This is a genomic window from Providencia sp. PROV255 (assembly GCF_028478065.1).
GTDB classification, from domain to species: Bacteria; Pseudomonadota; Gammaproteobacteria; order Enterobacterales; family Enterobacteriaceae; genus Providencia; species Providencia rettgeri.
The window spans coordinates 229426-246205 of the sequence record NZ_JAMPMI010000009.1; the positions used below are offsets into that span (position 1 = coordinate 229426).

The 16780-nt window shown below is 39.2% G+C and carries 16 protein-coding genes; 2 read left to right on the top strand and 14 right to left on the bottom strand.

Going from position 1 to position 16780, the window contains the following annotated elements; genetic code table 11:
- Positions 1-35: 35 nt before the first annotated feature.
- Positions 36-1031, top strand: coding sequence for a hypothetical protein (locus tag PR725_RS10320; protein ID WP_267751132.1), 996 nt, complete (start codon positions 36-38; stop codon positions 1029-1031).
- A 110-nt stretch (positions 1032-1141) separates the two neighbouring features.
- Here the strand turns inward: PR725_RS10320 and PR725_RS10325 are convergent, their stop codons facing one another.
- On the bottom strand, positions 1142-1396 hold the full coding sequence (locus PR725_RS10325; RefSeq protein ID WP_004913320.1) for a helix-turn-helix domain-containing protein: 255 nt from the start codon (positions 1394-1396) through the stop codon (positions 1142-1144).
- 907 nt (positions 1397-2303) lie between these two features.
- Here PR725_RS10325 and PR725_RS10330 point away from each other — a divergent pair.
- The gene (locus PR725_RS10330) at positions 2304-3188 is read left to right on the top strand and encodes a helix-turn-helix domain-containing protein (protein WP_004913323.1); all 885 of its coding nucleotides are present in this window, start codon (positions 2304-2306) and stop codon (positions 3186-3188) included.
- Positions 3189-3238: 50 nt separating this feature from the next.
- Here the strand turns inward: PR725_RS10330 and PR725_RS10335 are convergent, their stop codons facing one another.
- The 13 genes from PR725_RS10335 to napC all read right to left on the bottom strand — a co-directional run bounded on the left by PR725_RS10335 (position 3239) and on the right by napC (position 16772).
- Entirely contained in the window at positions 3239-5272 is a 2034-nt protein-coding gene (locus tag PR725_RS10335; RefSeq protein ID WP_123382328.1) for a TonB-dependent copper receptor, read from the bottom strand.
- A 179-nt stretch (positions 5273-5451) separates the two neighbouring features.
- Entirely contained in the window at positions 5452-5784 is a 333-nt protein-coding gene (locus PR725_RS10340; protein ID WP_371021336.1) for a DUF2946 domain-containing protein, read from the bottom strand.
- Between the two features lie 407 nt (positions 5785-6191).
- Positions 6192-7223 carry a phosphotriesterase family protein gene (locus PR725_RS10345; protein ID WP_004913332.1) on the bottom strand — a complete coding sequence of 344 codons (1032 nt, stop codon included), beginning with the start codon at positions 7221-7223 and terminating at the stop codon, positions 6192-6194.
- 1 nt (position 7224) lies between these two features.
- A complete protein-coding gene (locus PR725_RS10350; RefSeq protein ID WP_004913337.1) occupies positions 7225-8190 on the bottom strand; it encodes a DMT family transporter in 966 nt (321 codons plus the stop codon).
- A 119-nt stretch (positions 8191-8309) separates the two neighbouring features.
- Complete coding sequence (locus PR725_RS10355) at positions 8310-9047, bottom strand: glutamine amidotransferase (protein WP_109912712.1); 738 nt, start codon at positions 9045-9047, stop codon at positions 8310-8312.
- A 26-nt stretch (positions 9048-9073) separates the two neighbouring features.
- On the bottom strand, positions 9074-10294 hold the full coding sequence (locus tag PR725_RS10360; protein ID WP_272568868.1) for a PfkB family carbohydrate kinase: 1221 nt from the start codon (positions 10292-10294) through the stop codon (positions 9074-9076).
- Positions 10295-10946: 652 nt separating this feature from the next.
- A complete protein-coding gene (locus PR725_RS10365) occupies positions 10947-12020 on the bottom strand; it encodes a cytochrome c-type biogenesis protein CcmH (RefSeq protein WP_109912714.1) in 1074 nt (357 codons plus the stop codon).
- On the bottom strand, positions 12017-12574 hold the full coding sequence (dsbE, locus tag PR725_RS10370; protein WP_004262204.1) for a thiol:disulfide interchange protein DsbE: 558 nt from the start codon (positions 12572-12574) through the stop codon (positions 12017-12019). Before dsbE ends, PR725_RS10365 begins: the two co-directional genes overlap by 4 nt.
- A complete protein-coding gene (locus PR725_RS10375; protein ID WP_004913344.1) occupies positions 12571-14502 on the bottom strand; it encodes a heme lyase CcmF/NrfE family subunit in 1932 nt (643 codons plus the stop codon). The genes dsbE and PR725_RS10375 overlap by 4 nt, the downstream gene beginning before the upstream one ends.
- Positions 14499-14990, bottom strand: coding sequence for a cytochrome c maturation protein CcmE (gene ccmE / locus PR725_RS10380; protein WP_004913345.1), 492 nt, complete (start codon positions 14988-14990; stop codon positions 14499-14501). The genes PR725_RS10375 and ccmE overlap by 4 nt, the downstream gene beginning before the upstream one ends.
- Positions 14987-15199 (bottom strand): heme exporter protein CcmD, encoded by a 213-nt coding sequence (gene ccmD, locus PR725_RS10385; RefSeq protein WP_004262214.1) that lies wholly within the window; start codon positions 15197-15199, stop codon positions 14987-14989. The genes ccmE and ccmD overlap by 4 nt, the downstream gene beginning before the upstream one ends.
- Positions 15196-15936, bottom strand: a complete 741-nt coding sequence (locus PR725_RS10390; RefSeq protein ID WP_004913347.1) for a heme ABC transporter permease — start codon at positions 15934-15936, stop codon at positions 15196-15198. Before PR725_RS10390 ends, ccmD begins: the two co-directional genes overlap by 4 nt.
- Before the next feature lie 197 nt (positions 15937-16133).
- A complete protein-coding gene (gene napC, locus PR725_RS10395) occupies positions 16134-16772 on the bottom strand; it encodes a cytochrome c-type protein NapC (protein WP_109912715.1) in 639 nt (212 codons plus the stop codon).
- Positions 16773-16780 lie beyond the last annotated feature (8 nt).

Consider the following 16780-nt stretch of genomic DNA (forward strand, 5'->3'; position numbering starts at 1 on the left):
TCGCGTGTTAGATAAACCAAGAATAAGGGCTAAGCATGTTAAATACACACTTTCTTCATTTACTCGGCCACCTGCGTTTACTTGAAGAACAGCATTCTGTCACGTCAATTAATCGTTCTGGTATTGGTTTAATCGGCACTGCACCTTATAACCAACTTTATATAAATGCGATAAAATGCTGCACCCATCATAGTGAGCTAAAGTCAATTTGCCATTTGTCCCCATCTCTTCCTTCTATGACTGACTTCATGTGCCAAAAGAAAAAAATAGAAGCGCTAATCAACAATGATGACGTTGATTGCATCATAGTGACATCCACTTGTAGTGATGAATTACTAAAGTTTGCTATTCAGACAGCGGTAACTGCTGGAAAAGATGTTCTATTGAATGATATCCCTAACTTTAGTGAAAGCGAACTGAATGAAGTATTAAAGCAAGCCATGCGCCATGACGTATTTATTGACTACAACCAACCTTTGAGCTCTGATAACCAGTTCAATCAAATAAAAGCATCTTTAATGCCTAAACATGGTAGCGAAACAGGGTTATTACGTATCACAACACACCGAATAGTAGAGCCAGAAAACCAACTACCATTCAATATATTACGAAACACCATCACAAAGAGCATAGAATTATTGTTATCACTAATGCCTGATTTTGTCCTTTCACTTCCTTCTATTCAGTTCTCGCATCCCTTCAATCAAAGAGCCGATGGCGACGTCTTAATAATTAATTTACGCCAAGAAAACGGTTTATTGGTTTCATTTGAAATCTTTTTTAATACAGGAAAGATCTCAGACAAACTATCATTGAAGCAGTGCAATAACCGCTATGAGGTAGAGAAAAAACTTTCTTTTAATGAAAAATATCAAGAGGTTAATCAAGATAATTTCATTGTAAAGCAACTTGACCAATTTGTTTTAAGGCTCAGTAGTAATACAAAATTAGCTAAGATTAATCAATGGAGCCGCGCTAATGAGCTAACAGATAAAGTAATAAAACAGTTAAATATCTATGGATATATTTGATTACCATAAAATATAAAGATTATTCTGATAGAAACAGAACACATTATTATATTAGTGGGTTATATAATAATACTCTAAAATTTAATGTAACATAATCAAATTACTTATAATCAGTGTATTAACCTACACGTTCCACTATTTACATTGACAATCCCATATAAAAAAGAAGCCGGGTCAACATTGAAGAGGTATGCAAATTGGAATAATGAATCAACATCAATACAACTCTCTCCTGTCTCAAATCGATTCATTTCTTCTTCTGTTACACCGATTAAACTCGCCATTCTTTCTATCGATATTTTATGGTTTTCTCGTTGTTTTCGGATTTTTATCCCTAGCATTTTAGCAATACTTTCTTTCCCCATAATAACCTCTACTAAATATTAAAATTAATATAATTAACCGGCGCGTAAATTATCACCAACCATAAATTTATAAATTGACTTAAAATAATAAAACCCTAATTAAATAAGTCATTTAAAGACCATTCATTTATGATTTAAAAAACCAAAACATTAGCTAACTTACTGATATAAAAAGGCTAGATGATTTTCATCATTACATTTAACTCGTGAAGCTGGTCACATTATTTAATCTCACTATCAATAGTTAAATTTAAATTATTATCAGTCGACGACTAAAAGTTGTATTTTCAAGTTAACTAAAATTCTAGCTTAGCTCTTCAGTTAGATAAAACTATCTTGCTTGATTTAATGTTATAACCTTAAGAAATTAGTGACAATTTGTATTCATGCGTATCAATAAGTTTCCAGAAGATAATTATAATAAATTGAATTTTTTCACATCATAAAAAAAGACGTTTTTTTTTATTTATTAGTCGGAATTACAACATTAAATTTAGACGATAAAGCAAAATATTTCATATTATGCTTATAATACTAAATGACCTTTTCAGATTAATGGTTTACATTACACACCTCTTATATTGAGCCTCCAAAATAGATTACTTCAACAAGCTGTTTTCGATAAAAATAAAATTACTTCACCCTATTTATGCCATGTTCATTACTTTCAGTCCATACTGCAATATGTAAAAATTAGATAAATTACACAAACTCTAAATAGGTGTATTTAGGTAATATTCCTACTTTTTTACTCCCCAAAACTTACTTAACTTCACATCTTTTTAATAAAATTGTCAGTTGGCGTGGTATCATATTACGAGCACCTATGAATACTTACCTGTCATAACCTTGATGTATTTTATGGCTTATTTTTTTTGGTAAGTAAAAGAGACCTGAAAGGAAAATCATGCTACAAGAAAGTGTTATCAGGGAAATCATTCTCTGGATAGAACAAAATTTAGAATCTCGCCTATCCCTAGATACTGTTGCCGATAAATCAGGATACACCAAATGGCACTTTCAGCGCCTGTTTAAGAACCAAACAGGGCTCGCGCTTGGTTCCTATATCCGAGCAAGACGCCTTTCTTGTTCTGCTGTCGCATTACGACTAACAAATGACAGCATAATGGATATTTCTCTGAGGTACCGTTTTGACTCACAACAAACTTTTTGCCGCGCGTTTAAAAAGCAATTTAATCTCACGCCTTCTGAATATCGAAAACGCGAAGGTTGGAAGATTGAAGGGTTCTGTTTACCTCTACGAGAAAGTAAAGAGTTAAATGTTCGAGTTAAATTGACTCAATTACCAGCCATTAATTTACTCGGCACTAAACATCGTTACACTAAAGATATTAATGAGTGGAACCTAAAAACGGATGAGCTACGCCGATACTATTGGAAAGCTTTTTTCGATAAAAACCCTTATGTCACTCAGCATTTATATGCAATTCATGGTGTAGACCAAAGTGCGAATGCAGAAGGCCATTTCCTATATACCACGGCTCTAGATGAACAAGATGTAGAGATTGCACTTCCCCAGACAACCCATTTACAATTACCTGCAGGTAATTATTTAGAAATCAAGATAACCAGTAGCCTTCATGGTATAGATTACAATGATATTATTTATACTGCTTATGGGAAGGTACTTGCTGAAATGGACATCGTCCGTGGCGAAGGACCAGATGTAGAACAATATGTCCTGAAATCGAAGCCCTCTTATGAAGCGTTCGTGAATGACTCACGAAATTTTATTCAAGAGCTAAATTACTATATTCCTGTTATTATTTAATAAATAGCAAACAACCCATACGGAAACTGTACGGGTTGTTTACCTAATAATTAAAATGTCACATTAATTTTTGCCCAGAAATTTCTTCCTGGTTCATTTACTGGCACATTGGATGAATAACCAAAACCGCTATTTCCAGCTAAGTTAAGGTGCTCACTGTAGGTTTTGTCGAACAGGTTATCAACGCCTGCGCTTAACTTCATGTTTTCATTAATTGTATATGCTGTATTTAATGAAAAAATCGTAAAACCTGCACTTTTACTAAAGTCTTTACCCACCACATTGCCATCGTTTATAGCAACGCGATTTTGGCGGCTAACAACGCGTACTAAACCTGTCGTGGTCCAATCGCCTTTTTCCCATGATAAGCCAAAACGGCTTTCCAACGGTGGCATCTGCGGTAATGCCTTTCCATCTGTGCGATTTTCTCCCCACGAATAAGCCAAGCTTGCATCTGCTTTCCATTCATCACTGAGTTTTTGTGCTACACCGAGCTCGCCCCCCATGATTAACGCATTCACATTTTCAACCTGACTCATTCTTGGGTTTGTTGCGCTATAGCGGAAAAGAATAAAGTCATCAACATGCCCCACATAAGCAGAAATCCAGGCATTGGTATCTTCATGACTATATTTAGCACCAATATCTAACTGAGTCGTTTTTTCTGTTTTTAGCTTATCAAACACATTATTGCTACCATCTGGGCCAAGTTTAGGCGAGAACAGCTCCCAATAATCCGGAAAGCGTTCGGTATAGCCGACACCTGCATATAGCATAATAGGCGTGCCAGATAATGAATGCTCATAACGCGCAAAGCCCGCTGGCATCACCGTATTACGCCCTGAAGAACCTACTTCTGTATTATTTTCAACTATCACGCGATCTAAACGAGCTCCACTGACCACTTTGCCTTGTTCAGTCGCATGCCAAGTTAATTCACTAAAAACACCATAGTCTTGGAATTGTGCATCTTTTTTCCAGCTATTATTATTGTTTTTACGGTGTTTATTGGTCTGCATGTCAGCCCCTGCACGCAGTTCATAATCTTTCCACAACCATGTTCCCATGGTACGGCCACCCATGGTTTCGCGATCAACACGCATTTTCATTGGCATATTCATCATACCGTGGCCTCCATGCCCCATATGGCCACCGCTCATTCCACCGCCTGATGGAGAGCGAAGCGAGTAGTTATCCATAATATGGTCGGCATAATTGTAGTAAATATTAGCCTCAATTTTATCAAACACCTCGCCGATATTACTCTTTTCAAAGCGCAAGCCTAAGCTTTCGCGTTTAAATTGAGACCCATCCATTCCTCTCCCCGCATAGCGAGCTTCCCCATCACCTTTACCGGCGGTCAGTTCTAATAATGTGTATTCATCAGGCGTCCAGCCAACAGCAATATCTGCATTCCACTTATCCCACTTCGATGGAACCTTATCACCATTGCCATCTTTATAATCATTTGAACGTGATTTATTACCAATGACACGAATATACCCCGTTTCATTACCTAAACTGATATCTGCATTGCCATCCCAACGCTCATTAGATGCTGTTAAGGCACTTGCGTTGCCTTTAATACCCGCTTCAGTAAATAGCGGCTTTTCGCGCTCAAAACGGATTGTTCCAGCAGAATTTCCTGGCCCCCATAAAACAGTTTGCGGGCCTTTAATCATATTCAGTACATCAAAGTTTTCAGGTGAAATATAAGAAGTCGGCGCATCCATACGAGAAGGACACGCACCTAACATTTCACTATCATTGGTTAAAATACGCAAACGAGAGCCGAACATGCCACGAAAAACCGGATCACCGTTAGTTCCACCATTACGTATTTGTGAAAAACCAGGAATGGTTTTGAGGTAATCAGAACCATCACTTGCAGGGACTGGCTGCCTTGGTGTCTTTGGCGACGTGGTGATTGTTAATGGCGAATCAACAGGCGCCGTCACAATCATTACTGAGTTTTCAGAAATAGGGCTTTGATTAACTTCATTTTTCGCTAATGTTGATGCCGTAAAAATCGCACTAATTACCAGTGTCGCAATAGGAGCCACTTTAAAAACGTGTGTATTCATTTTTCACCTGTTTCTTAGAAAAGGAAGATGCTACCTTCATCTTTTAGGCTGCAAACACATTTCAGCTCCCACAGATAAATTGCTTAATAAGCAAAGAAATTCAAGGCGAGCGAACGCGTTTTGCCCAGTGAAGGCAAAATAGCAATAAATTGATTTGTAATATTTACAATGCTAAGACATCAGGAAATAGGCGGGGCTCGAGCAAGGTGTAATGACCATGGTCTAAATAACCAAATGTGAACACTACGTTCAAAAGGAATAAATAGTGCCAGTGTCGCTAATTGCCGAATAACTACGGCAATAAATAAGATAAGAAATGGGAAGTGGATCAATAATTGGCAGTAACCACATGCAATGTCTTCCATCGGAGATTGCCCAATCCCCGTCATTAACATGTGATTCATTGGTGCAGAAACGTCACAATTTTCAGGCATCAGCATACCTTGATGCGAGTGCATCGAATGGCCTGCCATTGATGAATGCTCAATTGTACTATTAGGGTTAGTGCTCACGCAGTGTTCCATCAGCCTCATCGATTTAGAGAACAATGGAGCGATAAACAGCATAACCACAGCCAATAGTGCAAGATAGGCAGCAAATTGTCTGATTGAAGTGCGCAGGTGCAACGTTTTTCCGTCATCTGAGTACGAATTTATAGCGCAGAATTGTATCTTATTTAGATACCCATTGTTATTGATATTTACCGAAAATGTTAATTTAAGATGAACTTTATTGATAAAATTGATTATCTATCATCAATACAAACCCATTGAAAAATCAATCAATTGACTGATTTATAGTATTAGGTACATTTCTCTAAGTCAGCAAACTGTTTTAAAGGCGCCATAAAAAAGTAGCAACCACAAGTGATTGCTACTAATTTTCCATCCAAGGAATTCTAAAAATAACAAAGGGTATTCTATGCTAATAAGTTTGCAGGGTTATCAATACAAAGGCGGTTAATCATCGATTTATCCACCCCTTTTTTGGCCAATAACGAGAGAAAAACATTGGGTACAAATCCCCAGCCATTACCCCCATTTTTTGCCCACATTTGTTTGAGAAAAACATCATGACTCAACACGATTTGTGCCCCATACCCCATCTCAATCAGTTTACAAACCGCATCCGCAGTTTCTGTTACTGTTGGTGCAACACCTTCTTTTGGAAATGAAATATCTAGACCAATCATGTCAAACTCAAGCCAAACACCTCTATCAAGCATACGGCGTTGATAGTCAAAATCTTTACCTGACGGGTCTGAGTGTGCCAATGAAATTTTAGCGGGATTAACACCCATTTCTTTGATTAAAATATCGAGAACCTCATCTCCTCGACGTTGCCAACCAGGCATATGAATATTCATTGAAACATGGTCATTAGCCAGTTGCGCTACTGATGCCGCTCTTAGGCTATTCTTTTCACCATCAGTAAAAAAAGGAGATACCCCGATTTCACCAATCATTCCTGCACAAATATCCGTTCCATCAATGCCTACATTGAGCTCATCATCAATCATTTTAGCCATAGCATCGATATCATTGACTAACCGGTCACCTTCAAACTTTTCAATATACAGGCCAGAAGAAGCAACCACATTAATACCCGTTTTAATGGCAACTTCGCGCAATTGATGTACATCACGGCCAATCGCTTTGGAACCTGTAGCATCTACCAATGTTTTACCACCAAGTTCCTTAAAATTATTGACTTCATAAATCACATCTTCGATTGGCTTTTTATCCATATTGTCACAGCAGCAATATGGGTCGTGCTTCAGTCCCCATTGAATATCGGCACTGACTTTTTTATCAACCAACACATGTGAGAAGTCATAAAATGGCTCATCGACAACCGTTGATAAATCATTAAACAGATGTTCATGTGGTAATGTCAGTCCCATATCTTCTTTTTTAACGGGCCCTGTCACCGTTTGGATATAACCTTTCATTTTATACTCCTGCGGCTTTTGTCGCTTTGGCTTCTCTAAACTCAGGAATGGTCGTAATAATTGCGCCGACTAAAGCAAATACTGTTCCAATAATAGTCACTAAGTACACGGTATTGCCCAAAGACGGTAGCAATAAGTCAATCAGTACCGAACCCAATAACTGCCCTGCCGTTGAAGCAACACCGAGCATCAACAAACCTAAGCCGCGGACTAAGATTGCCATTAATGCAATGGACATTAAACCTAACGGGCCACCTAGGTACATCCACCAAACACCCGGTAAATCTAAAGTGAGATGACCTAATGCCATACGGATCACGAGAGCTATCGTCAGTACGGTAAAACCAACAATAAAGTTCCACGTAATAGAAACCATCATTGAACCTGTTGCTTCTGCAACTTTTGAGTTACCTGCGGGTTGCCACCCTGCTAACAAACCAGCTAAAAAAGGCAAAATAGCTAAATAAATGGCAGAACTTGAATGCCACTGTGGTGAAACCACAAACAACGTCGCGACAACCGCAAAAATGGCACCTAATACACGAAAGGTAGTGAATGGTTTTTTCTCATCGATACCAATACCAAAACGGTCACACAGCAAGCCTGATAATAATAGTGCAGAAATCAATGCAGTTTGGAAAGTTGCGATACCTAATGCACTCGCGGATGCGCCTTCAGAAAACACCACCATCGCACCGCACAGGCCTGCAAACCAATTCCACAATGGAATTTTTTTATTTTTAATTAAGCTAGGAATTGCTGCAAATTGTTGTCTGGTTTGTTTCTTCGCAATAATGATAAAAAACATCACCACCAAACCACTGGCAAATGAAATAACGGCGCTCGCATTTCCATCTTTTAATACATCACCCAGCTGCCCATTCACTGCGGATTGCATTGGCGATAACATACCGGCTAATACCGTCGCTATCATTAAAAAAGGGGTAGAATAACTTTTAACACTCATAAAATATTCCTTTTGGATTTTTGACTATGAGTCATTATTTTTTGTAATCGGCTTACAAGGTGCTGAATTAACTCAGCACCCATTTTCTTTATTTTGATTTTTTACTTTTAAAGAATTAATTAACGAGCGATTTGCTTAAGAATATTTACCCACATATCTGAATAATGCTCCCAAGCCATAAACTCACGACTTCCCCAGTGTGGCGAGCAGTCACTCATAAAACAGCCTGTTTTTCCTTTGTCATATTCACCGAATACCAATAATGGGTCTTCACCAATATTTAAAACAACTTGTGTATTTTCTTTAGCAGCAACTTTGTTATAACCTAAAAACATTGGCCAATTACCAAAGTTTTTAATTGATTCATGGCCTGTATTAGCGGGTGTTGCAAAAACTCCCTCAGGGGTTTCAACGCGGTCGTCACCATCTAACATTTCAACCGGTAATACATCGGCTAATAATGTATTTTTATAATTAGCTTTGGCTTCAATTCCCATAAATGACAAGTAACCACCGATCATTAATAAACCACCACCTTGGCTAACATATTGTTTAATTAATCCAAGTGCGTTAGGTAATACTTTCATATTATAGAAAGTGTCATTTTGTAATAAGAAAGTATTGGCACCGATATCGCTAATAACGACAACATCGTACTTTTCTAATTCCTCTACGGTTTTAGGGAATGCCATTTGCACGGTATGTGCAGGCATATAATCAATTTCAACGCCTTTATTTCTTAAACATTCTAATAAGAAAGTTGCACCTTCTTCATATTTACTTGAAGTAAAGCTGTCATAACCTTTAGTGTGGATCATATGGATATGCCATGATTCACCAATAAATAGAATTTTCATTTTTTTCCTCTTTTCAGAATATTAATTTATTCAGGGGATTGAGTCACAACCTGAGAATAGGTTGTTTGATTAATACGATGCATAACATTTATATCTTCAGGCATTTCTGAAGCATTACTTGTTTCAACAGCAAGGGATGAAAACGCCGATGCATAGCGCAAGGCGTAAGAAAACTGTTTACCTTTCGCCAAAGATGCAGCAAGAGCCCCATTGAATGCATCGCCGGCACCCGCCGTATTCTTAACAACAGCAGTGTAAGCCGGGGAATAAATGAACTTATTACCATCAAATGCAATAGAGCCTTTGCTTCCGAGTGTAATAACTACTTTTTTTACACCTTTGTGATAGATAACTTCAGCCGCTTTTTTAGCACTTTCTAAATCAATAACATTAATATTAGAAAGCAGACTTGCTTCAGTTTCGTTAGGGGTTAAAATATCAATCTTTTCAATTAATTCATTAACGATGTCGTTATACGGCGCAGGATTTAAAATAATTGGAATTTTATATTCATTACCAATCTCAATAATTTCCTTTAACGCTTCAATATTCGTTTCTAACTGAAGAAGAATAATATTTGAGTTTACAATTTTATCTTTTTGAATCTTCACTTCGTCAGCAGTAATATCCATATTAGAACCTGGATATATTGAAATAATATTTTCTCCACTATTTTCAGATACAAATATAGATGCTGTACCCGTTTGATATTTTTCAGTTTGGTATATGGTCGAAGTTTTAATTTTAGATGACGATATGAAGTTTATTGCATATTCACTAAATTGATCTGTTCCTATCTTCGTAATAAAGTGGACAGGTGAATCTGAATAACTCGCTGCTAATGCTTGGTTACACCCTTTACCACCAGAAGAAAAAATAAATTTATTTGATAATAATGATTCGCCTGCCTCTGGTAACCGAGGTAAGTAACTAATCATATCTACGTTAAATGAACCTAATACACATACTTTACCTAACACGGCATCATCCTTATCTGTTCTTTCATTAAAACTTTCATTGCACTCAAGAAATTGAATTATTTCTTTTTTAGCAACTTTATCTAGTGTTTCAAATTCGATGTATGCGCCACCATGGCAACGGCTAATAATTCCTTTTTTTGCTAAAGAGTTTAAATCTGCTCTAATGGTTTCTTTAGTGACATTAAGTTCTTTCGATAAAACAGAAACTTTGGCTGATCCAGTATTTTTTAAAATATTAATTATTTTCTTATGTCGTTCTGCTTTCATGCCATTTTACCTCATGGCATTTACTCTAATTTATACCTTGTTACATTAATGTGATTGTACTCATAGGTTCTCCCTGTAAAGCAAAAAAAAGCAAAAAGCATAAAAGTAAAAACAAAAAAAACCAAAAAAGAATAACTAAAGGTAAATCTTCTATTATTATCAAAATAATATAAGAATTGATTAGTTTACTTTATGGAATTTAGACTAAGAGGGAAGTACATAAGTAAATATAATAATTCGGATTATTTATTATATATTTCATAAATATAAAAACTTTAAAATAAAACAAAGTTAAATTAATAAGTTATATTTATAGCTTCATTAATTAAATAAGATAAAATAACCCTAATTAATCGTTATAATCTATTATGGGTAAAATAATGATAGGTTGAGAGAAGGATCACAATTTGAGTAAATGGATTATTCACCAGATAAACAAAAGGGAGCGATTGCTCCCTTTTTAGACTTGCTGCCAAACCTATTATGTTTGGCAGCAAGTCTAATTGGTTTTGAAAATACATTAGGAAAATCAACTCATTGATTTTCGGCTGATAACACAAAGCGGGAAAAACCACGCTTTTATCCCGCTTTGTCAACAACCTCAAAAGGGAGCGGTTGCTCCCTTTTGGTCATAGTAATTGACTGCCGTTAACTATTCCGCTTTCGCTGGCAACCCTTTCTTTTCGTGTACCATCATCAGTGCTTGTTCAACACTGCGCTCGATGATAGGGCGACGTTGGTCATTCTCTGGCAGTAGTTTTAACATCATTTGCCAAGCAGAAATGGCTTCAGCGTAGCGTTCTTGCTCAAACGCATTGAATGCAAAAATGCTCAACGCTTTCACATTGGTACGGTCTTCTGCAATCAGCTTTTTAAGTAGTTCCGCACCTTGACGGTTATCTTCTGGGTCAGAAGAGCGCGTCAAAACTTCCGCATAGCCCATCACTACATTTTCATTTTTAGGTGCTAGGCGATAAGCACGGCCATAGGCATCGGTTGCCATGGTCGCATTCCCCAACACCATACCAATACGGCCTAGCATTTCCCACGCTTCTACATTTTGCGGGTCTTCTTGAAGGCGAGTACGTAGACCTAAGGCGAGGTGTTCCATTTCCGCATTATTAAGTGGCGGCTCTGACGGGTCTAGCGCTCTATCTAGCAAGGCCGGAGCTTGTTGGTAGGCATTATTCCAATCCGCCACTTTCTCGTAGCTACCTACCTGATAATAAGCACCACCCGCAACACCTAATGCAATGATAAAACCGGGTAAATAAACCCAATTGCTAGTGCGAGAGGCCTCAGGTAATGATTCTTCATCACCCTGCTCAACCTGTTTTAATCTAACGCGTTTTTTAGAACGGGCAAAAATGATCCAACCGCCTACCGCTATCGCAACAAACGGTAATCCCCACAGCATAACCGTTAGCGGTGTCAGCGGTGGGTTATAAGTGACGAAGTAACCATAACGGGCAACCATGTAATCAACAATTTCATCACGGTTCTTGCCTTCTTTCATTAACTCATACACTTTTTGGCGCAAGTCCAGTGCAATCATTGAGTTAGAATCTGCAATGCTGTTGTTTTGGCATTTAGGACAGCGCAGTTCCTCGGTTAATTTACGGAATTGCTGCTCTTGTTGTTCATTATCGAAAGTAAAGACTTCTGTCGATGCATATGTCACCGTTGCACTTAACGTTAACATCAATAAACCCAGTAAATACCTCATTGGTTCGCCTCCTGATTATAGCGCTCCCAAAGGGGTTTAAACTCTTTTTCCCAAACGCGCTCGTCCATTGCCCCTGCGTGACGATAACGGATCACACCATTACCATCAATTAAGAACGTTTCAGGTGCCCCATATACCCCTAGGTCAAGGCCTAACATCCCTTCACCATCAAATAAGCTTAAGGCATAAGGGTTGCCCAACTCACGCAACCACACAATGGCTTTATCCCGTTTATCTTTATAGTTCAACCCAACCACACGAACACCCTGTGCAGACAACTTATTCAAATATTGATGTTCTGCTCGGCATGTTGGGCACCATGTTGCCCAAACATTCAATAAGATAGGTTGCCCTTGTGTTAATACATCAGATTCGTAGTGCTGCCCCGGGTTTTCTAATGATTCAAGACGAAAAACAGGCACTGGCTTACCAATTAAAGCAGATTCTAATAAACGAGGGTCATCCCCTTCTGCATTACGCATCAATTGCCATAACAGAACCGCGGCAATTCCTGCAAAAATAATAAAAGGAATTAAGAAGACTTTGCGGTTCATGCTGTTTCCCCTTGTAATTTACGGCGACGATAACGTGGGTCAAACAAGCAGAATAACGCACCAATAGCCATTAATACGCCACCAGACCAGATCCAACGAACAAACGGTTTATAATACAAGCGCATAGTCCATGTATCTTTAGCAATTTCCTCACCCAATGCAGCATATAAATCGCGAGTAAAACCACCATCTATCGCCGCTTCAGTCATAACAGCTCGACTAACACTATAAAAACGTTTTTCTGGCATTAAAACACCGATGACTTTGTCTTTTTCCTTCACTGAAATACTGCCAATGACACCTTGGTAGTTAGGGCCATCAGCTTCTCGTACTCCATTAAATACAAAGGTATAAGCACGAATTGAAATGCTATCACCCGGCTTCATTTTCACGTCACGCTCAATACTGTAATTTTGGCTAAAGGCAATACCGACGATAGTTACCGCCAAACCTAAGTGCGCCAGTACCATTCCCCAGTAACTTGGTGTGAGCTTGATTTTCTTACTGATGCGGACTCGCATTTCTGCGAAGGCAAGAATAGCAATCCAGCACGCCATCATTAAGCCGACAACCGTTAGGGCTTCTACCCTATCTTCCATCAATAATGGCAGAGCAAATGAGAGAATAACGGTTAAAACAGTTGCAATGATTAATAACTTTTTAATCGCCGCAGGGCGGTCACGCCCCCAACGTACGAGTGGCCCAATTCCCAGTAACAAGGCAAATGGCACCATCAACGCGATAAACATGGTATTAAAGAACGGTTCACCAATGGAAATCGTACCTAGACCAATTTGTTTATGAACCAACGGTAGCAAAGTACCGAGTAACACGACTAACATCGCGGCTGTTAGGATAACGTTATTGCCCAATAACATGGATTCACGGGACCATAGCGCATTGTTAACTCTTGAGCGTACTTTGTGCCCACGCAGTGCAAACACTAATAAAGAGCCGCCAATCACTAACACCATGAAGGCTAAGATGAATAACCCTCGAGATGGGTCTGAGGCGAAGGCATGTACGGAAACCAGTACCCCCGAGCGGACTAAGAAAGTCCCGAGCAAACACAATGAGAAAGCAAAAATCGACAATAATAGTGACCATGCTTTAAAAGTGGCTCGCTGCTCAGTCACGGAGAGTGAGTGGATCAATGCTGTTCCCACTAACCATGGCATAAAGGAAGCATTTTCCACCGGGTCCCAGAACCACCAGCCCCCCCAACCTAATTCATAATAAGCCCATGCGGAACCTAACATGATCCCTAGCGTTAAAAAGAACCATGCTGCCATCGTCCAAGGGCGAGCAAAACGCGTGAAAGAGCTATCTAACCGGCCACTTAACAATGCAGCAATCGCAAAGGCGAATGCCACTGAAAAACCGACATATCCCATGTATAACAATGGTGGGTGGAAAATCAGCCCTGGATCTTGCAGTAATGGATTGAGGTCACGCCCTTCAATCGGAAAGGCGGGTAGCGTGCGCGAAAACGGATTTGAAGTGAAGATGATAAACAGCAAAAAACCAACGCTAACCATCCCCATAACAGCTAAAACACGAGCAACAATGTCGAGAGGCATGCGATAACTACAAATTGCCACCGCAAATGTCCAGCCACTCATTAATAATACCCAAAGTAATAATGAGCCTTCGTGAGCTCCCCATGTTGCCGCAACACGATACCAAATAGGTAATTGCGTATTAGAGTTATTGGCAACATAAGTGACTGAGAAATCATTAACAACAAAGGCATTCACTAATACTAGGAATGCCCCTGTTACACAAAGAAAAAGTAACCATGCTAATGGACGTGATGATGCCATTAAGCGTGCATCATTGCGCGCCACTCCCCATAGCGGGTAGAAAGACAGCAAAACGGCGAGACCTAATGCCAAGCACAGTAAAACGCTACCAATTTCAGGGATCATGATGCATTGTCCTTATAGGCAGCAGCTGGCCTGCGATGGTTTTCTTGCATCGCTTTTTCAACCTCTGGTGGCGTATAGTTTTCATCATGTTTCGCAAGCACTTCTTTCGCTAAAATATGATTATTCTCTTGTAATTCCCCTTGAACAACGACACCTTGCCCTTCTTTGAATAAGTCGGGCAAAATTCCATGATAACTTACGTTAACCTCACCTTCGGCATCATAAACAGTGAAAGTGATATTGACAGCGTTAGAGACAGGGTCAGAATCACGTACTACACTACCTGGCATGACCATGCCACCGACACGTAAGCGTTGCCCAACTTCAGGGATTTGCTGAGTTTCTCGCTTACCATAAATGATTTCACCGGGGGTATAAAACAAGTCAATGCTTGAGCGTAATGCATAGAGAATTAATGCGAGGGTTAGCCCCACACCAACCAATATGGAACAGATCAGCCAAAGTCGGTTACGACGACGAATATTCACACTCCCTCCCTACGCGCTCTTGCTGCTTTTTGCCTGACTTCACGAGCTTGCTGTTGAATAATTGCATTTATTATCATTTTTCTTTGTATATACGTATGCAAACAGAGTAACAAAATAGGTATTAATGTCAGCGCAACCGCCAGCCATACATAAAAACCATAGCCGCCCATCGCCCAAAATTCACTCCAAGATGCAAATGCGCTAGTCATGATTGACGTCCTTTTTTATTCACAATATCTAATACCCATGGACGGTTACGTTCTAACATCAATAATTGGCTACGTAAACGGATTAACGTTAATGAGATAAAAAGAAATAGGTAACCAAGGATAGCTAAACGAAGTGGTGTACGCATAGCAGGGTTGATGCTTTCTTGCATGCGAGTCGAAGGTTGGTGCAAGGTTTGCCACCATTCAACTGAATAATGAATGATAGGTAAGTTAATCACACCAATTAATACTAAAATTGCAGCGGCCTTTCCTGCGGTGCGACGGTCATCAAACGCATGCCATAAAGCAATAATCCCCACATACAGAAAAAACAGAATTAATTCAGAGGTTAAACGTGCATCCCATACCCACCATGCACCCCACATTGGTTTACCCCATGTCGCACCTGTAACTAATGCAATAAAGGTAAATACCGCCCCTATTGGTGCCATCGCCGCTATCGCCAATTCCGAGACTTTCATTTGCCAGACTAGCCCAACAAAAGCAGTAATGGCCATCGTGGCATAAATTCCCATCGACCACATTGCGGCAGGAACATGAATATACATAATACGATAGCTTTGGCTTTGAACTTTATCGGTTGGCGCAAAACCAAATCCCCAAATCCATCCCACCGCTAAACAAATTACACTCAATATAATAAACCACGGTATTAGACGCCCACATAACCGATAAAGGTTGACTGGGATGGCTAGTTGATGAAGCTTTTTCCACATAGTTTAATTACCCTGATTTATTATATTGTTAGTAAATGCTGCGTGACAGCATCATACAATACACATTAAAAAAGCAAATATATTGATTTAACACAAATATAACTTAGGCTGATCATACTCAAACGCATAACCAGCCTATTTATTGATCATTACTTATAATTCATCGATGTAACTCATCATAAAATGATTACCTTGAATTAAAAGCCAGGTTCAACTTCACGCATGTCCGGCAACTTATGGGCGATCCCTTTATGGCAGTCAATGCAGGTTTTACCATCCGTGATGGCTTGGTCATGCATTTTGGCTGCAACTCCTTTTTGTGCTGTAAAGTCCATATACTCAAAGTTATGGCAGTTACGACACTCTTGTGAGTCGTTATTTTTCATTCGTCGCCACTCACTTTGCGCCATCGCTAACCGATGGTCTTCAAATTTTTGTGGCGTATCAATGATGCCAAAAATTTTTCCGTATAACTCTTTACTCGCTTGAATTTTACGCACCATTTTGGGACCAAACTCATGCGGTACGTGACAATCAGGGCAAGTTGCGCGGACACCACTACGGTTAGTATAGTGAATAGTATCCATATATTCTTCATAGACATTCTCACGCATTTCATGGCAGCTAATACAGAACTCTTCCGTATTGGCCATTTCCATACCGGTATTGAAGCCGCCCCAGAAAATAACACCACTCACGAAACCAATCAGCAATAAGGTTCCTAATGCTAATCGGCTTGGCCTACGCCACCAGCGCCATACTCGGCCGATTAACCCAAACAAGCCCTTTTTCTTCGGCTTGTCATCATTTGTTTGCTTATCATTGTTATTTGACATAATTCCCC